At 50.7% G+C, this 15554-nt stretch carries 12 protein-coding genes; 8 read left to right on the top strand and 4 right to left on the bottom strand.

The genetic code is table 11. The annotated features are described in order from the left end of the window. Nucleotides 1-62 precede the first annotated feature (62 nt). On the bottom strand, nucleotides 63-1673 hold the full coding sequence (locus tag AC4IE8_RS07700) for an NAD+ synthase (RefSeq protein ID WP_490790720.1): 1611 nt from the start codon (nucleotides 1671-1673) through the stop codon (nucleotides 63-65). Between the two features lie 180 nt (nucleotides 1674-1853). On the opposite strand from AC4IE8_RS07700, the gene AC4IE8_RS07695 reads away from it, so the two are divergent. From AC4IE8_RS07695 to coaE, 8 genes are all read left to right on the top strand, one after another. Continuing rightward, a complete protein-coding gene (locus tag AC4IE8_RS07695; protein ID WP_490790719.1) occupies nucleotides 1854-2102 on the top strand; it encodes a PP0621 family protein in 249 nt (82 codons plus the stop codon). Continuing rightward, nucleotides 2095-3738, top strand: a complete 1644-nt coding sequence (locus tag AC4IE8_RS07690; RefSeq protein ID WP_490790718.1) for a two-component system sensor histidine kinase NtrB — start codon at nucleotides 2095-2097, stop codon at nucleotides 3736-3738. Before AC4IE8_RS07695 ends, AC4IE8_RS07690 begins: the two co-directional genes overlap by 8 nt. Further along, entirely contained in the window at nucleotides 3735-5078 is a 1344-nt protein-coding gene (locus AC4IE8_RS07685; RefSeq protein WP_490790717.1) for a sigma-54-dependent transcriptional regulator, read from the top strand. The genes AC4IE8_RS07690 and AC4IE8_RS07685 overlap by 4 nt, the downstream gene beginning before the upstream one ends. Before the next feature lie 369 nt (nucleotides 5079-5447). After that, nucleotides 5448-5852 (top strand): pilin, encoded by a 405-nt coding sequence (locus AC4IE8_RS07680; RefSeq protein WP_490790716.1) that lies wholly within the window; start codon nucleotides 5448-5450, stop codon nucleotides 5850-5852. A 441-nt stretch (nucleotides 5853-6293) separates the two neighbouring features. Continuing rightward, complete coding sequence (gene pilB, locus AC4IE8_RS07675; RefSeq protein ID WP_490790715.1) at nucleotides 6294-8009, top strand: type IV-A pilus assembly ATPase PilB; 1716 nt, start codon at nucleotides 6294-6296, stop codon at nucleotides 8007-8009. A 3-nt stretch (nucleotides 8010-8012) separates the two neighbouring features. After that, on the top strand, nucleotides 8013-9242 hold the full coding sequence (locus AC4IE8_RS07670; protein WP_490790714.1) for a type II secretion system F family protein: 1230 nt from the start codon (nucleotides 8013-8015) through the stop codon (nucleotides 9240-9242). Between the two features lie 40 nt (nucleotides 9243-9282). Continuing rightward, entirely contained in the window at nucleotides 9283-10158 is an 876-nt protein-coding gene (locus AC4IE8_RS07665; RefSeq protein WP_490790713.1) for a prepilin peptidase, read from the top strand. A 5-nt stretch (nucleotides 10159-10163) separates the two neighbouring features. Continuing rightward, nucleotides 10164-10760, top strand: a complete 597-nt coding sequence (coaE, locus tag AC4IE8_RS07660) for a dephospho-CoA kinase (RefSeq protein WP_490790712.1) — start codon at nucleotides 10164-10166, stop codon at nucleotides 10758-10760. A 226-nt stretch (nucleotides 10761-10986) separates the two neighbouring features. On the opposite strand, the gene clpB is transcribed toward coaE, so the two are convergent. From clpB to purK, 3 genes are all read right to left on the bottom strand, one after another. Then, entirely contained in the window at nucleotides 10987-13581 is a 2595-nt protein-coding gene (gene clpB, locus AC4IE8_RS07655) for an ATP-dependent chaperone ClpB (RefSeq protein ID WP_490790711.1), read from the bottom strand. Nucleotides 13582-13871: 290 nt separating this feature from the next. Next, nucleotides 13872-14378 carry a 5-(carboxyamino)imidazole ribonucleotide mutase gene (gene purE / locus AC4IE8_RS07650; protein ID WP_068989940.1) on the bottom strand — a complete coding sequence of 169 codons (507 nt, stop codon included), beginning with the start codon at nucleotides 14376-14378 and terminating at the stop codon, nucleotides 13872-13874. Continuing rightward, nucleotides 14375-15532 (bottom strand): 5-(carboxyamino)imidazole ribonucleotide synthase, encoded by a 1158-nt coding sequence (gene purK / locus AC4IE8_RS07645; RefSeq protein WP_068989938.1) that lies wholly within the window; start codon nucleotides 15530-15532, stop codon nucleotides 14375-14377. The genes purE and purK overlap by 4 nt, the downstream gene beginning before the upstream one ends. Between the last annotated feature and the right edge of the window lie 22 nt (nucleotides 15533-15554).

Raw genomic sequence — 15554 nt, 5'->3', positions numbered from 1 at the left:
GAAGGATTCAAAGGTGAAACCACACTCTCCATCTAACTGATTTCATTAACAATTTATGAGCTTCAGAACTTACGCCAGGTGAGTGGGTAGCGTCGATCCCGCCCATAGGCGCGTCGGGTGATCTTGACGCCTGGCGGGGCCTGGCGACGTTTATACTCATTTCGATCCACCAGACCGATCACCCGCTCCACCGTCGACCGGTCAAATCCTGCTGAAATAATGGTTGCCGGATCCTGGTCTTGTTCCACATATCGCTCGAGGATTTGATCGAGCACCGGATAGTCGGGGAGTGAGTCACTATCCTTTTGATCCGGCGCCAATTCCGCAGACGGTGGCCTATCCAATACCCGTTGGGGTATCACCGGAGACAACCCGTTGCGATAGCGACAGAGCTGGTATACCAGCGTCTTCGGAACATCTTTTATCGGAGCAAAACCACCCGCCATGTCTCCGTAGAGGGTGGCATAGCCTACCGACATTTCACTCTTGTTACCGGTGGTCAGCAATATCCGTCCTTTTTTGTTGCTGATCGCCATCAGGATGATGCCACGACAGCGGGCCTGGATGTTCTCTTCTGTCACATCAACCGGTTTGTCGGCAAACTCATCGCTGAGCATCTCGAGAAAGGCTTTGAACGCCGGCTCGATCGGGATGGTCCGATACTCGACTCCCAGCGCCTCCGCCTCCGCCTCCGCATCCTGATTACTCATATCTGCCGTGTAACGGGAGGGCATCAGCACCACTTCCACCTGATCGGGTCCCAGCGCATCAGCGGCTATCGCCAGGGTCAAAGCGGAGTCGATCCCACCTGAGAGACCGATGATGGCGCCATTGAAACCATTTTTCACCACATAGTCCCGCACCCCAAGCACCAGGGCCTGATAGACCCTCTGCGCTTCACTCATCAGCGGCTCCACATGCTGAGGTATCGGTGACACAGAATCCGCGGTGCACTCCAGCTCCACGATGGGACAGGACTCTTCGAAGCATGCCGCTCGTTGAACCAGATTACCTGTCGCATCCACGGCAAAGGAACCACCATCAAAGACCAACTCGTCCTGACCACCCACCAGATTGGTATAGATAATGGGAATACCATTATCCAAGGCACGTTTTTGAACCAGCTCCTCCCGTTCCGGCGCCTTGCCGATGTGGAAGGGCGATGCATTCAGGTTCAAGAGTACTTGAGCCCCAGCCGCTCGGCTCATGGCGGCGGGTTCCGCCTCCCAGATATCCTCACAAACAGTCAAACCCAGCTGTACCCCATTGAGATTGAAGGTCACTGCCTCGTGCCCTGGCGCGAAGTATCGCTTTTCATCAAACACACTGTAGTTGGGCAACTTGTGCTTCTCATACTCCGCGATCAGCTGCCCTCCACTGACCACACCTGCCACATTGAACAGCTTGCCATCCCGGTACCTGGGATAGCCGATCACCAGGCAGACGTGACTGATTTCCGAACAGATCAGCTCAATGGCACGCTCAACGCGTTGAATGAAATGGGGACGTAAAAGCAGGTCTTCCGGCGGATAGCCGGTAATCGCCAGCTCAGGAAAGACAATGGCATCCACAGCCTGTTGATCATTGAGCGCCAGATCGATAATTTTCCTGGCATTACCCTCGATATCTCCAACCAGAAAATTGAGTTGGGCAATCTGAATTTTAAGCTTCAAACGGGTACTCCTGACAGCTTGATGATTAATCAGAGTTGTGGATTGTATTGACTGATGCGTAAAAGGCTGCATTCCAGACCATTGAGAGTGCGGTTGCAAGTTTTTAACTTCGGCATCTGAACATCGATCCAGCCACAATCCTGATTGACTCAGTCTCAGACATCATAAACAATTGATTGTATGGGACTAAAAACGATACTTTTCGGCTTAGCAATCTGGGGAATCTACCTCATCATACGCCACCTTGTCAGGCAGCGATCCATAGATCAGACCGCATCAAGAGAGGTCAAATCGGTGGAAAGCGTGGAATGTGCCTATTGCGGGCTGCATCTGCCAAAAACTGAAGCAGTGGAAAAAAAAGGGGTCTACTACTGCAGCAAAGAACATCGGATCGCCGCTGAGTCGGGTAAACCAACAGATCATGAATAGCTGGCTGGAGAAGCTTGAGCAAACCATCATCACAGAATCTCCCGACAAGGAGATGGGTGCGGTGTCCCATTGGCGGTCACTGCGGCTATTCCTACTCTACAGAATCACCCTGTCACTGACCCTGCTGTTTTTCTTCTACGCAGACAGCGGTCCGGTATTCATTGGCTCGACGGATCCCCGGCTCTTTTCCATTACCGTTCTAACCTATAGTGCATTAGCCGTTCTCTCTTCCCTGCTGTTCATCTGGCGCTCACCCGGCCCGGAACACCAGGCCTACCTGGCCCTGTTCATCGATATTCTGGCCATCACCTTGCTGATGCATGCCAGTGGCGGCATCCAGACAGGCCTAGGTATGCTGATCGCGGTCTCCATCTCAGCCGGGGCTCTGATCATGGGGGGACGCGCATCACTCCTGTTTGCCGCATTGGCTGCATTGGCGGTGATCACCGACCAGGTCCACGCCAGCCTGAGCAACCGTGCATCGCCCCAGTTTATCCAGGCCGGATTCCTGGGAGCCGTCTATTTCGCCACCGCTCTGCTGACCTGGGTATTGAGCAGCCGCGCCCGTGCCAGTGAGCGCCTGGCCGAGAAACGAGCCAGCGAACTGGATCACATGGCGAAGATCAATGCCTATGTCATAAAACATATGCAGACCGGAGTCCTGGTCATCGATTCCTCAGGCAAAATCCTGATGATGAATGATCCGGCCTGGCATCTGCTGGGGATGCCCTCAGCCACCACCGGCAGCCATCTGGCCAAGGCCTCCCCGGAGCTGGCTCACATCGCCCGCAAGCGCCAAAACCCCAAACGCAAGCAGAAACTTACCTTCCGTAGTCAGAGCCAGGGCCCTGAACTCAAGGCCCAATTCAATGCACTGAGCGGTGAAGAGGCGGGAGACATGCTGATCTTTCTCGAAGATACCTCACAGGTAACCCGCGAGGCACAACAGATGAAGCTGGCATCTCTGGGACGACTCACCGCCAGCATCGCCCATGAGATACGCAATCCGCTCGGGGCAATCAGTCACGCCAGTCAACTGTTTCGTGAATCCCCGAGTCTCAATGTTGCCGACAAAAGACTGACTGAAATCATCACCACCAATGCAGCGCGGGTGAATCAGGTGATTGAGAATGTCCTCCAGCTCTCACGTCGGGAACCCGGTAAGCAAGTCACAATTCAGCTCGAACCCTGGCTGAAAAAACTCACAGCCGATCTGATCAGGCATCAGGGCTTCAAAGAAGAGAGCATTCGCCTGCAGATCGAACCGCTATCCACCGAGGTCTTTGCGGATCCCGAGCAGTTACGCCAACTGTTGAGTAATCTTTGCAACAACGCCAGGGAGCATTGTGACAAAAAGAGCCTGCAGTTGAGGATTGTCGGCGGTGTGACCAAAGAGTACCAGCATCCTATACTGGATGTGGTGGACAATGGACCCGGGATCGCCCCGGAAGTGGCCAAACAGATCTTCGAGCCCTTTTTCACGACTCGGAATAATGGAACGGGGCTGGGTCTCTACATCGCCAAGGAGTTAAGCGAAACCAATCGGATAAGACTGGAGTATATCCCAGGTCCAACAGGCGGAAGCTGCTTCCGCCTACACTTTGAAAACTGGCAGCGAGAGAATCCTCAAGCATGACACAACCCACCGCACTGATTGTCGATGACGAACCCGATATTTGTGAACTGTTGGAGATAACGCTGCTGCGTATGGGGATTGACGCCCACTCGGTATTCAACCTGGCTAGTGCACACCAACTACTCGCAGAGCAGAGCTTCGATCTCTGCCTGTCAGATATGCGCCTGCCTGATGGAAACGGAATAGACTTAGTTCGGCATATCAATCAGACCTACCCTGAGCTACCTGTCGCCATGATCACTGCCCATGGAAACATGGAGTCTGCCATCGAAGCATTGAAGGCGGGCGCCTTCGATTTTGTATCCAAACCGGTTGATCTGGAGGTGCTTCGCAAGCTGGTTCAGCAGGCCATCAAACTCAGTAAACCGGCAGGCAAAACCAAGGCCAAAATAGAATCTGTAACCAACCACGAACCGATGCTGGGGAACTCCTCAGCCATGATCCATATCATCAAGTTAATCGAGAAACTCGCAAGGAGTCAGGCGCCAGTCTATATCAGCGGAGAATCGGGTACAGGTAAAGAGCTGGCCGCAAGAATGATCCACAATCAGGGACCCCGTGCCGATCACCCCTTTGTGGCAGTCAACTGTGGCGCCATTCCGCAGGAACTGATGGAGAGTGAACTGTTTGGTCATAAAAAGGGCAGCTTCACCGGCGCCACTCAGGATCATGAAGGCCTCTTTCTCAGTGCGAACGGAGGTACTCTTTTTCTGGATGAGATTGCAGACCTACCACTTCATATGCAGGTAAAACTGCTTCGTTCCATTCAAGAAAAGATGATCAGACCTGTAGGTGGACAGAAGGAGATCCCCATTGATGTACGCATCATCAGTGCAACCCATAAGGATCTGGCCAACATGGTGAAAGAAAGCAAATTCCGCCAGGATCTGTTCTATAGAATTAACGTAATCGAATTACCCCTACCCCCACTACGAGAACGAGCCGAGGACATCCCTTTATTAGCGCAGCACTTCCTAACCCGACTATCTCGCCAGAGCGGTATCAACAAACCTAAACTTACCTCTGAAGCGATAAAAAAGCTCAAATCCTATAGTTTTCCTGGGAATATTAGAGAGTTGGAAAATATAGTGGAGCGCTCAATTACCCTTCTCGATCGTGACAAATTAGAAGCTGAAGATCTTCTTTTACCCGTTCAAATGACAGAAACCGACTCAGAAAGCGAGGCACAAAAACTTGACGTAAAAATGGAGCAAGTAGAACGCAAAGCGATATTAGAAGCTCTTGAAGCAACCCGATGGAATCGAACTGCCGCCGCAAAAAATCTTGGGATGAGCTTACGCTCGTTGAGATATCGATTAGAGAAGTTGGGGATAGAGTGAGTTTTTTGAACTCCATCACATTTTTCAGCCTGGCAAAATTTAGAGCGCCTTAGAGCGATCACTCCAAGGAAGCGATCAGTAACCATTGAAAGTGACATTTTTTGTCACTTTCTAACATCGAGAGTCTTTTTTCAATAATTTGTCCATTCAGCTTGTTGAAGCTATTGTTACCTGCTTCCATCAGTAAGCCGGCCATTATTTTTTATATTTTTCAATCAATTACATCTCACTTCATACGAAACCACTTACTCTCGAATAATTTTGGCACCCAGCTTGCATACATGAGGGTAACCCGGCGGGATTTTAGGATTAAAGTTTTATCATCTATCGCCGACAACTCATGCACCGACACAAATGGAGCGTTTAAAGATGAAAAAACAATCTGGTTTCACCCTTATTGAACTCATGATCGTTGTTGCGATCATTGGTATCCTGGCCGCTATCGCACTGCCCGCCTACACAGACTATACCATCAGAGGTAAGGTCACAGAGGGTGTTGTCATTGTCAGTGGCGCGAAAGCAACCGTATCCGAAAATCTATCAAATCTTCCGGCTGCTAACAGCTGCGACGGCGTGAATGTTGGCGTAACCGGCTTAACAACCATCGGTTGCACAGCAGGTAACCCAACCACACTTGATGTTTCAGTTGCAACTGGCATCAACGCAACAACCGTTACCTTTGATCTGGTTGGCACCATGGCTGGCTCAGGCGTCACATGGGATTGCAATAACCCAAGTGATCAGCGTTATGTACCTGCCGAATGCCGTAACTAATACCGGTACTCGTCTAACTTAACGGTTAGCATTTAAACCGCCTCCAGATCTGGAGGCGGTTTAAGTTATTGAATTAAATCATTCTATAAACGCGTCCGCTATCCTCTCTCCCTCCCCCGCGGATCAATACATCTAAAAATCTCACTCCTCAGTAGTCAAATATACTGGTATGTTCCATACAGCCAATGATGCATGACTCACAAATCTTGGTATACGCACATTGATTCCTAGGTCACATAAAGCTATATTGCTTTAATATCAAGGTGTTGGCTGAATATTTGGATTTTTGTGATTTGTATCGAATTATCTGATTTTAACAGCCTCTAAAGTGCAAACACTCCATATCAGGCGAGTCGTATTCGAGACTGAAATATTTGATCTAAATATTCAATATAAATAGCCGATAACGTGTATTATACCCAAAATTGATCTCAAACTAGGATGGCAAATACTAAACCCCAATCTATCCTCAGCGGACTAGCACGTTGCTTGATACAAGATAATCTTATATCTGAAGATCAAGCAGAAACTGCTTTTTCTGAAGCTTTAAAAAAGAAAGTACCTTTTGTCACCTATCTTACCGAAAATAAGATACTCAAAAGTATTGATATATCCATCTCTGCTTCCCGGGGATTTGGCGTCCCAATTTTCGATTTAAATTCACTTGATACTGAATCTATACCCACGGATGTGCTTGCAGAAAAGCTGGTTCGTAATCACCATGCTCTGCCCATTTTCAAGAGAGGAAACAGACTATTTCTTGCGGTTTCAGATCCTACAAATCACCAAGGGCTTGATGAAATACGCTTCAATACCGGACTAGCCTCAGAAGCTATTCTCGTTGAAGAAAATAAACTTGGAAAAATGATTGATAAGGTGCTGGAAGCACAAGAAACCGGCATGGACGATTTGCTGGATGCTGACCTTGATAATCTGGACATTTCTACTGGGGAAGAAGATAAGTCGAATGATGAGTCTAATTTGGACGTGGACGAAGCCCCAGTCGTCCGTTATGTCAATAAGATACTACTCGATGCCATCAATCAAGGTGTTTCTGATATTCATTTTGAACCCTATGAATACACCTACAGAATCCGTTACAGACAGGATGGCATGCTGCGGGAAATTGCCAACCCACCATCAAACCTTGCAAATCGCCTATCCAGTAGAATCAAGGTTATGTCACGTATGAATATTGCGGAAAAGAGGGTACCGCAAGATGGCCGAATAAAAATGCAACTCTCAAAAAAACGCGCCATAGACTTTCGTGTAAATACCTGCCCAACGCTATATGGCGAAAAAATTGTCTTACGTATTCTTGATCCAGCTAGCGCACAGCTTGGAATTGAAGCATTAGGGTTTGAGGAAGCTCAACAAAAAGCATTTCTGAGTGCTATTGGTAAACCCTATGGCATGATCCTCGTTACTGGGCCTACCGGTAGTGGTAAAACGGTCAGCCTCTACACCGCATTAAACTTGCTAAATAAACCTGAGGTCAATATATCAACGGCTGAAGACCCTGTTGAAATACAAGTAGCGGGCATAAATCAAGTCAACATGAATGTTAAAACAGGCTTGACATTTGCTGAAGCTCTTAGAGCATTTCTTCGCCAAGATCCTGATATCGTAATGGTAGGTGAAATACGAGACTTGGAGACTGCAGAAATTGCCGTCAAGGCAGCCCAAACAGGCCATTTAGTACTTTCCACTCTACATACTAATGATGCCCCTCAAACCCTAACTCGATTAGCAAACATGGGGATACCTCCATTTAATATTGCCTCTTCAGTTCTACTCATAATGGCTCAACGACTTGCAAGGAGATTATGCGAAAACTGTAAAGCACCTGAAGAGCTGCCAAAAGAAGCGCTAGTTGAAGAAGGTTTTACCTCTGAACAAATTGATACAAATTTCACAATTTATAAACCAGTTGGATGTGACTTATGTGCTGGTGGATACAAGGGGCGTGTAGGTATTTTTCAGGTAATGCCAGTCTCTGAAAAGATGGGAAAAATCATTATGGAAGGCGGCACCTCTCTACAACTCGAAGACCAGGCCAAAAAGGATGGCATTGACAACCTCCGTCAGTCTGGCTTACGCAAAGTTATGCAGGGTATAACGAGCCTTCAAGAACTCAATCGGGTAACCAAGGATTAAATAATGGCACCGCCAAGAAAGAAACCCAAGATAAAGTCTTATCTGTTCACCTGGGAAGGAACCGATAAAAAAGGAGCGCGAATATCAGGCGAATCCAGGGCAACTGATGCGAACATGGTAAAAGCCGACCTTCGCAGACAAGGTGTCACACCGGTCAAGGTAAGAAAAAAACCCATCTCGATATTCAATAAGAAAAAGAAAATCACTGGTGCAGATGTAACTGTCTTCAGTCGCCAGCTCGCCACCATGATGTCTGCAGGCGTACCTATGGTTCAAGCATTTGATATTGTAGGAAGAGGACATGAAAACCCATCGATGCAAGAGCTCATCCTGACAGTTAAAGCAGATGTTGAAGGTGGTACTGCTCTTGCTGATGCACTAAAAAAGCATCCTCTGCAGTTTGATGATTTATTCGTCAATCTAGTACGTGCTGGTGAACATGCGGGTGTTCTCGAATCACTTTTGCACAAGATTGCAACATACAAGGAAAAAACCGAGTCACTCAAAGGGAAGATCAAAAAAGCCATGTTTTACCCTGCAGCAATCGTAGTAGCTGCTATCGTTGTTACAGCTGTATTGTTAATCTTTGTAATCCCTCAATTTGAACAGCTATTTACTAATTTTGGCGCAGAACTTCCTGCCTTCACACAAATGGTCGTGCATTTATCCCATCTTGTTAGAGATTGGTGGTGGGTAATTCTACTAGGCACTGCTGCTGGTGGGTATATGTTTTCATCCCTATGGAAGCGATCACGTAAGTTACGACATGCGATTGATCGTATCTTACTCAAAGTTCCCGTCATTGGAATGATACTAAACAAATCGGCCATTGCCAGATTTTCACGTACATTAGCAACAATGTCCGCTGCCGGCGTACCGCTTGTAGAAGCTTTGGATTCAGTAGCAGGGGCTACCGGTAATGTGGTTTACAGCGATGCCGTATTGAGAATGCGTGAAGATGTAGCAACCGGCCAGTCCTTACAGCTTGCCATGAAGCAAAGAAATCTTTTCCCTAACATGGTCGTACAGATGGTATCAATTGGTGAGGAATCCGGCTCTCTGGACGACATGCTCAACAAAGTTGCAGACTTTTACGAAGAGCAGGTTGATAACGCCGTGGATGCCATGAGCAGTTTAATGGAACCATTAATCATGGTTGTACTGGGCACCCTCGTAGGCGGTCTTGTTGTTGCCATGTACCTGCCGATATTCAAGATGGGTACAGCGATTTAATCTGACTTACCGAACCTAGTAATCAATAAGTAGAACGTGCGTGATCGTTTTTGATTATTTACAGGCTAATTTTTTAGCCTTTCTCCTAGTGGCATTGGTCATAGGACTGATTGTTGGCAGTTTTCTTAATGTTGTTATCCTTCGACTCCCGAAAATGATGGAGCAACAGTGGCACAGAGACTGCGACGAATTAAAAGGTCTCAGCTCTGATTCGTCAGCTGAGACTGAAGTTTACAATCTAAACACACCGGCTTCTCACTGCCCAAAATGCCAGCATAAAATTCGTCCTTGGGAGAATATTCCGGTAATCAGCTGGCTGATGTTAAAAGGTCGCTGCTCCAACTGCCAGAATCCGATCAGCGCCAGATATCCGATCATCGAAGCCGTAACCGGTTTATTATCACTCTGGATCGCTAACCATTTCGGCTTTTCCTGGGAAGCAGCCGCTGCGATGCTGCTGACCTGGGGTCTGATTGCCTTGACCGTAATCGATTTCGATGTACAACTGCTGCCCGACAACATCACTCTGCCGTTTCTCTGGCTCGGCCTGTTAGTCAATATTGGCGGACTGTTCACTGATCTTGAATCGGCTGTGATCGGCGCCATCGCAGGCTATATGGCGCTATGGAGTGTCTACCAGCTGTTTAAAAAACTCACTGGCAAGGAAGGCATGGGGTACGGCGATTTCAAATTACTCGCCATGCTCGGCGCCTGGCTCGGCTGGCAATATCTACCTCAGATCATTTTGCTCTCCGCTTTGGTTGGCGCCATTGTCGGTATCTTGTTGATCGTGGTCAGAGGCCGTGACCGGAACATTCCAATTCCTTTCGGCCCCTATCTGGCCGCCGCCGGCTGGATCAGTCTGATGTGGGGCTCTCAGATCAATCAGGCCTATCTTCGCTGGTCTGGCTTGTAATCCCTGTGTTGACAGTAGCCCTTACCGGGGGAATCGGCAGTGGCAAAAGCGCTGTATCCAACCATTTTGAATCCCTTGGCGTGCCGGTAATCGATGCGGACAGGCTGGCGCATCAGATGGTCCAACCCGGCTCGCCGGCTTTAACCCGGATAAAGGACAGCTTCGGTGATCACCTGATCGGCCCGCAGGGACAACTGAATCGGGGGGCTTTGAGAGAGATCGTATTTAATGACCCGACCCAAAGAAAACGTCTCGAATCCATCCTGCACCCACCGATCAGACAGGCCATGGAAGAATGGATCGAACAACAGACGGCCCCCTATGTGATACTGGTCATTCCACTACTGTTTGAGACCGGACAACAGGATATCGCGCAGCGGATACTGGTTGTGGATTGTGAAGAGTCCCTTCAGTACCAACGGGTTGCACAACGGGACAACCTGGACGAGTCAGAAATCACCCAGATCCTCGCCAGCCAGGTCGATCGTCAGACCCGACTGGAGGGTGCTGACGATATCATTGAGAATAATGGCGACCTGGCTGCGTTGACCAAAGCAACCGAACGAATGCATCAAGCCTACTTAGTGCTTTCGAAGTCTTAACGATTAACCAGATTAGTATCGAGTTTAATCGAAGGGGCTTGGTGGGGCCGGGCCCCACCCTACTGTTTCTTTCTGGGTGTCGGGGGGGGCCATGCCCCACCAAATGCGGCTCGAATAAGCCCAATCCCCAGCAATCCAGCAAGATACCATACTGCTGCATATAGGCATGGGATCTGGTGAATTCAACTCGCAGGTAAATACCTGCTAGTGGTTATTACCTCCTGTATCACGCAACATTCATCTTCTGACTTTTATGAAAGCCCAATCCGTCACCTGAAACATCCACTTCAATCGTATCCCCTGATCCAAATCGACCCGAGAGAATCTCCTGAGCCAGAGGATTCTCAAGCTGCTGACGTATCGCCCGCTTTAAGGGTCGAGCACCGTATACCGGATCGAAACCGGCCTGACCCAAGCGATCCAATGCCGCATCGGTAACCGCCAGGATCAACTCATGATCTGCCAGTCGCTGACGCAGATAGTCCACCTGGATACTGGCAATGGCACGTATCTGCTCCGCCCCCAGAGGATGAAAGACAACGATCTCATCGACCCGATTGATAAATTCGGGACGGAAGTTCTGCTGCACAGTCTCCATCACCGATGCCTTCATCGCATCATATTGCTCTTCGGTGGCCATCTCCTGAATGATCTGAGAGCCGAGATTCGAGGTCATGACGATCACCGTATTGCGGAAATCCACCGTACGGCCCTGACCATCGGTCAGCCGACCGTCATCCAGTACCTGCAACAACACATTGAAGACATCCGGATGGGCCTTCTCCACCTCGTCGAGCAGGATCACCGAGTAGGGCCTGCGACGTACCGCCTCGGTCAGATAGCCACCCTCTTCGTAGCCCACGTAGCCGGGAGGCGCTCCGATCAAACGGGCCACGGAGTGCTTCTCCATGAACTCTGACATATCGATACGCACCATCGCCTCTTCGGTGTCGAAGAGAAACTCCGCCAGGGATTTACAGAGCTCGGTCTTACCCACTCCGGTCGGGCCGAGAAAGAGAAATGAACCATTCGGCTGGTTGGGGTCGGCAAGCCCTGCTCTGGAGCGGCGAATCGCATCACTGACAGCTCTCACACCCTCCTCCTGTCCGATTACCCGCTTACCCAGCTCCTCTTCCATGCGCAATAGTTTATCCCGCTCACCCTCCAACATCTTGGAGACCGGAATGCCTGTCCACTTGGAGACCACATCGGCGATCTCCTCCTCGGAGACCTTGTTCCTCAGCAGTTTCATCTCCTGCATCTCGGCCTGGGTGGCCATATCGAGCTGTTTCTCAAGCTCTGGAATCCTTCCATACTGCAGTTCGGACATACGCGCCAGATCACCGGCACGATGGGCGGTTTCCAGCTCCAGCCGGGCCTTCTCCAGCGACTCCTTGATATGGGTGGTACCCTGCAGGGCCGCTTTCTCCGATTTCCAGATCTCCTCCAGGTCAGAAAACTCCCGCTCCAACCGTTCGATATGGGATTCGAGATCCGCAAGACGCTTTTTCGAGGCTTCATCAGACTCCTTGTTGAGCGCCTCGCGTTCGATCTTCAACTGAATCAGACGCCGCTCCAGACGATCCATCTCCTCCGGCTTGGAGTCGATCTCCATACGGATCTGTGAGGCCGCCTCATCCACCAGATCGATCGCCTTGTCCGGCAGCTGACGATCGGTGATATAGCGGTGGGAGAGGGTTGCCGCGGCGACAATGGCCGGATCGGTGACGTCCACACCATGGTGGACCTCATAACGCTCCTTCAATCCCCGCAGAATGGCAATGGTGTCCTCCACACTGGGCTCTTCCACCAAAACCTTTTGAAAGCGGCGTTCCAGTGCCGCATCCTTCTCCAGGTATTGACGATACTCATCCAGGGTGGTGGCGCCCACGCAGTGGAGCTCACCCCGCGCCAGAGCCGGCTTCAGCATATTGCCTGCATCCATCGCACCTTCCGCTTTACCAGCGCCCACCATGGTGTGCAGCTCATCGATGAAGAGGATGATCTGCCCCTCCTGCTTGGCCAGATCGTTGAGCACGGCTTTCAGTCGCTCTTCAAATTCACCACGGAATTTCGCCCCGGCAATCAACGCCCCCATATCGAGGGAGAGCAGGCGCTTGGTTTTCAACCCCTCGGGTACTTCACCGTTGATGATGCGTTGAGCCAGACCTTCGACAATTGCGGTCTTACCCACACCGGGCTCACCAATCAGTACCGGGTTATTTTTGGTTCTACGCTGCAGTACCTGAATGGTGCGACGAATCTCATCGTCCCGGCCGATGACCGGATCGAGCTTGCCCTGCTCGGCCCGCTCGGTGAGATCAATGGTATATTTTTCCAGTGCCTGACGCTGGTCTTCCGCATTTGGGTCATCCACATTCTGACCGCCACGCATCTTCTCGATACTCTGTTCCAGCACCTCCTTGGCGGCGCCGGCATTGCGTAACATCTCCCCAAGCTCACCCTTGTCCTCGACGGCGGCGAGCACAAACAACTCACTGGAGATGTATTGATCATTTCTTTGTTGCGCCAGCTTATCGGTCTGATTGAGCAAGCGACCCAGATCGTTGGAGATATGCAGATCTCCAGCGGCACCTTCAACTCTGGAAAGGCGTTCAGTAGCCGCACTCAGACTTGAGCGCAGTTGATTGACGTTGACATCGGATTGAGCCAACAGATGACGAACCGTACCGCCATCCTGGTCGAGCATGGCGCTCATCAGGTGAACCGGCTCAATGAACTGATGATCCTGGCCAACAGCCAGGCTCTGGGCATCGGCCAGCGCCATCTGGAACTTACTGGTCAAACGATCCATTCGCATGGGGTATTACTCCAAAATCTTTTCTGAATACCCAATAGATTGGGGAGAAACCCCAACTTTTCAAGTTGATTGCCTATGAGCCAACCGCTGACGCGGTTTTTTTCAACTGACTGAGTATGAAGCGCCCCCTGAGCCCAGAGCCATTCACCGCAAATGGACACCAATCACCGCGAATCCTTCACAAATATTGAATTACAGTTCGCTGGGTACTCCCATGAGGTGTCACACAACAACTGTTTTTCCATTGGCGGATTTTTTTTGCGGTCCCTCGCGGCCTGTTCTTCTATGAATCAGGACTGAGAACCCTGCTGCTTCTCCATCACCTCCACCTTACCCATCACCATCGCTTCCAGGTCGGCTTTGTAAGTCCGGACCTTTTCACGGATCTCCATATCCGCTGTGCCCAGCATCTGAGCGGCCAGGATGGCGGCATTTTTTGCCCCATTGATTGCTACCGTGGCCACCGGTACACCGGGGGGCATCTGCACAATCGAGAGCAGGGAATCCTCACCACTCAAAGCCGAGGATTTGACCGGTACGCCGACCACCGGCAGGGGGGTGATTGAGGCCACCATACCGGGCAGATGGGCAGCGCCGCCCGCACCGGCAATGATAACCTTCAGGCCGCGCTGCTCGGCGGTCTGGGAGTATTCATAGAGCCTGGCAGGTGTGCGGTGAGCCGAAACAATGGTCATTTCAAAGGGTATCTGAAACGCCTCGAGTTGCTTGGCTGCCTCCTGCATGACCGGCAGATCGGAATCACTGCCCATAATGATGCCAACTATGGGTTTTGTCATGGATGCTGTTCTCCACTAATTTCAATTAAATCCCGCACCTGCTCGGCTTTCCGGCGGGCACTGTCCAGGTCCTGGTCGATAACCGTCACATGGCCCATTTTGCGAAACGGTTTCACTTCCGCTTTACCGTAGAGATGCAGACATACCCCAGGGATAGCCAGCGCCTCGGACATGCCTTTAATGACCGGTCTGCCGGCTGCATCGGGTGCGCCCAGGAGATTGATCATGGCCGCCGGAGCCAGCAGCTCTGTGGAACCCAGTGGTAGGTCGAGGACGGCACGCAGATGCTGTTCAAACTGATCGGTCACACAAGCCTCAATCGTGTGATGACCGGAATTATGGGTCCGTGGGGCGATCTCATTGACCAGCAACTCCCCCTCCCGGGAGAGAAACATCTCCACCCCGAACACACCAACCCCGTCGAATGCCTGGATGGTACGGATCGCCAGATCCTCGGCCTGCCGTGCGATTGCGGGATCCACCTTGGCAGGGCAGAGCAACAGATCCAGCACATTCTCTCCGGCGCGAAAACACATCTCCACAGTCGGATAGGCCACACAATCCCCATCGGCATTGCGCGCCACCATCACCGCCAGCTCTTTTTGTGCTTCCACGAAACGCTCGATCAATGAAGGTACCGGTAGATGAGAGCTGAAGGCAGCGGTATCCATCATCACCGCCACACCACGACCGTCATAGCCTCCACGCCGGGCCTTCTGCACCAAAGGGAAGCCAAAGGCTTCACAATCGGCCAGATTCGCATCCGCCATCTCAACGAATTCCGAAGTCGGGATACCCGCATCCTTGAGAAACTGCTTCTGTGTCAGCTTGTCCTGCAGAATGGAAAGCAGGCCTGGTGCGGGATTGATCTTATGTCCTTCCAGCTCCAGTTGACGCAAGGTCTCGGTGTCGGTGTTTTCCAGTTCATAGGTCACCACATCGCAGGACTCTGCCAGCTCTCTCAATTTGGCTGGATCATGATAGCCGCCGATAATCTGATGTCCGGCCACCTGTCCGGCAGGTGACCCTGGATAGGGATCCAGTACAACACAGGTACAGCCCAGTCTTTTCGCCGCCTTGACCATCATGCGGCCCAGCTGGCCTCCCCCTATTACACCGATACGGGCCACCGGAAAGGGAAAACTATCCTTCATGATTCGCTCTAACTCATAATTG

This window comes from Candidatus Thiodiazotropha sp. AKAK2 (assembly GCF_058244685.1).
Note: the sequence above shows the minus strand (reverse complement) of the source record. Positions and strands in the feature narration are given on the sequence as shown.

What these genes read in the sequence shown, in the direction of transcription:
- AC4IE8_RS07680 (WP_490790716.1), top strand. Translation starts at nt 5,448, where the DNA reads ATGAAAAAACAATCTGGTTTCACCCTTATTGAACTCATGATCGTTGTT.
- AC4IE8_RS07695 (WP_490790719.1), top strand. Translation starts at nt 1,854, where the DNA reads ATGGGACTAAAAACGATACTTTTCGGCTTAGCAATCTGGGGAATCTAC.
- AC4IE8_RS07685 (WP_490790717.1), top strand. Translation starts at nt 3,735, where the DNA reads ATGACACAACCCACCGCACTGATTGTCGATGACGAACCCGATATTTGT.
- AC4IE8_RS07690 (WP_490790718.1), top strand. Translation starts at nt 2,095, where the DNA reads ATGAATAGCTGGCTGGAGAAGCTTGAGCAAACCATCATCACAGAATCT.
- purE (WP_068989940.1), bottom strand. Translation starts at nt 14,378, where the DNA reads ATGACAAAACCCATAGTTGGCATCATTATGGGCAGTGATTCCGATCTG.
- purK (WP_068989938.1), bottom strand. Translation starts at nt 15,532, where the DNA reads ATGAAGGATAGTTTTCCCTTTCCGGTGGCCCGTATCGGTGTAATAGGG.
- clpB (WP_490790711.1), bottom strand. Translation starts at nt 13,581, where the DNA reads ATGCGAATGGATCGTTTGACCAGTAAGTTCCAGATGGCGCTGGCCGAT.
- AC4IE8_RS07670 (WP_490790714.1), top strand. Translation starts at nt 8,013, where the DNA reads ATGGCACCGCCAAGAAAGAAACCCAAGATAAAGTCTTATCTGTTCACC.
- pilB (WP_490790715.1), top strand. Translation starts at nt 6,294, where the DNA reads ATGGCAAATACTAAACCCCAATCTATCCTCAGCGGACTAGCACGTTGC.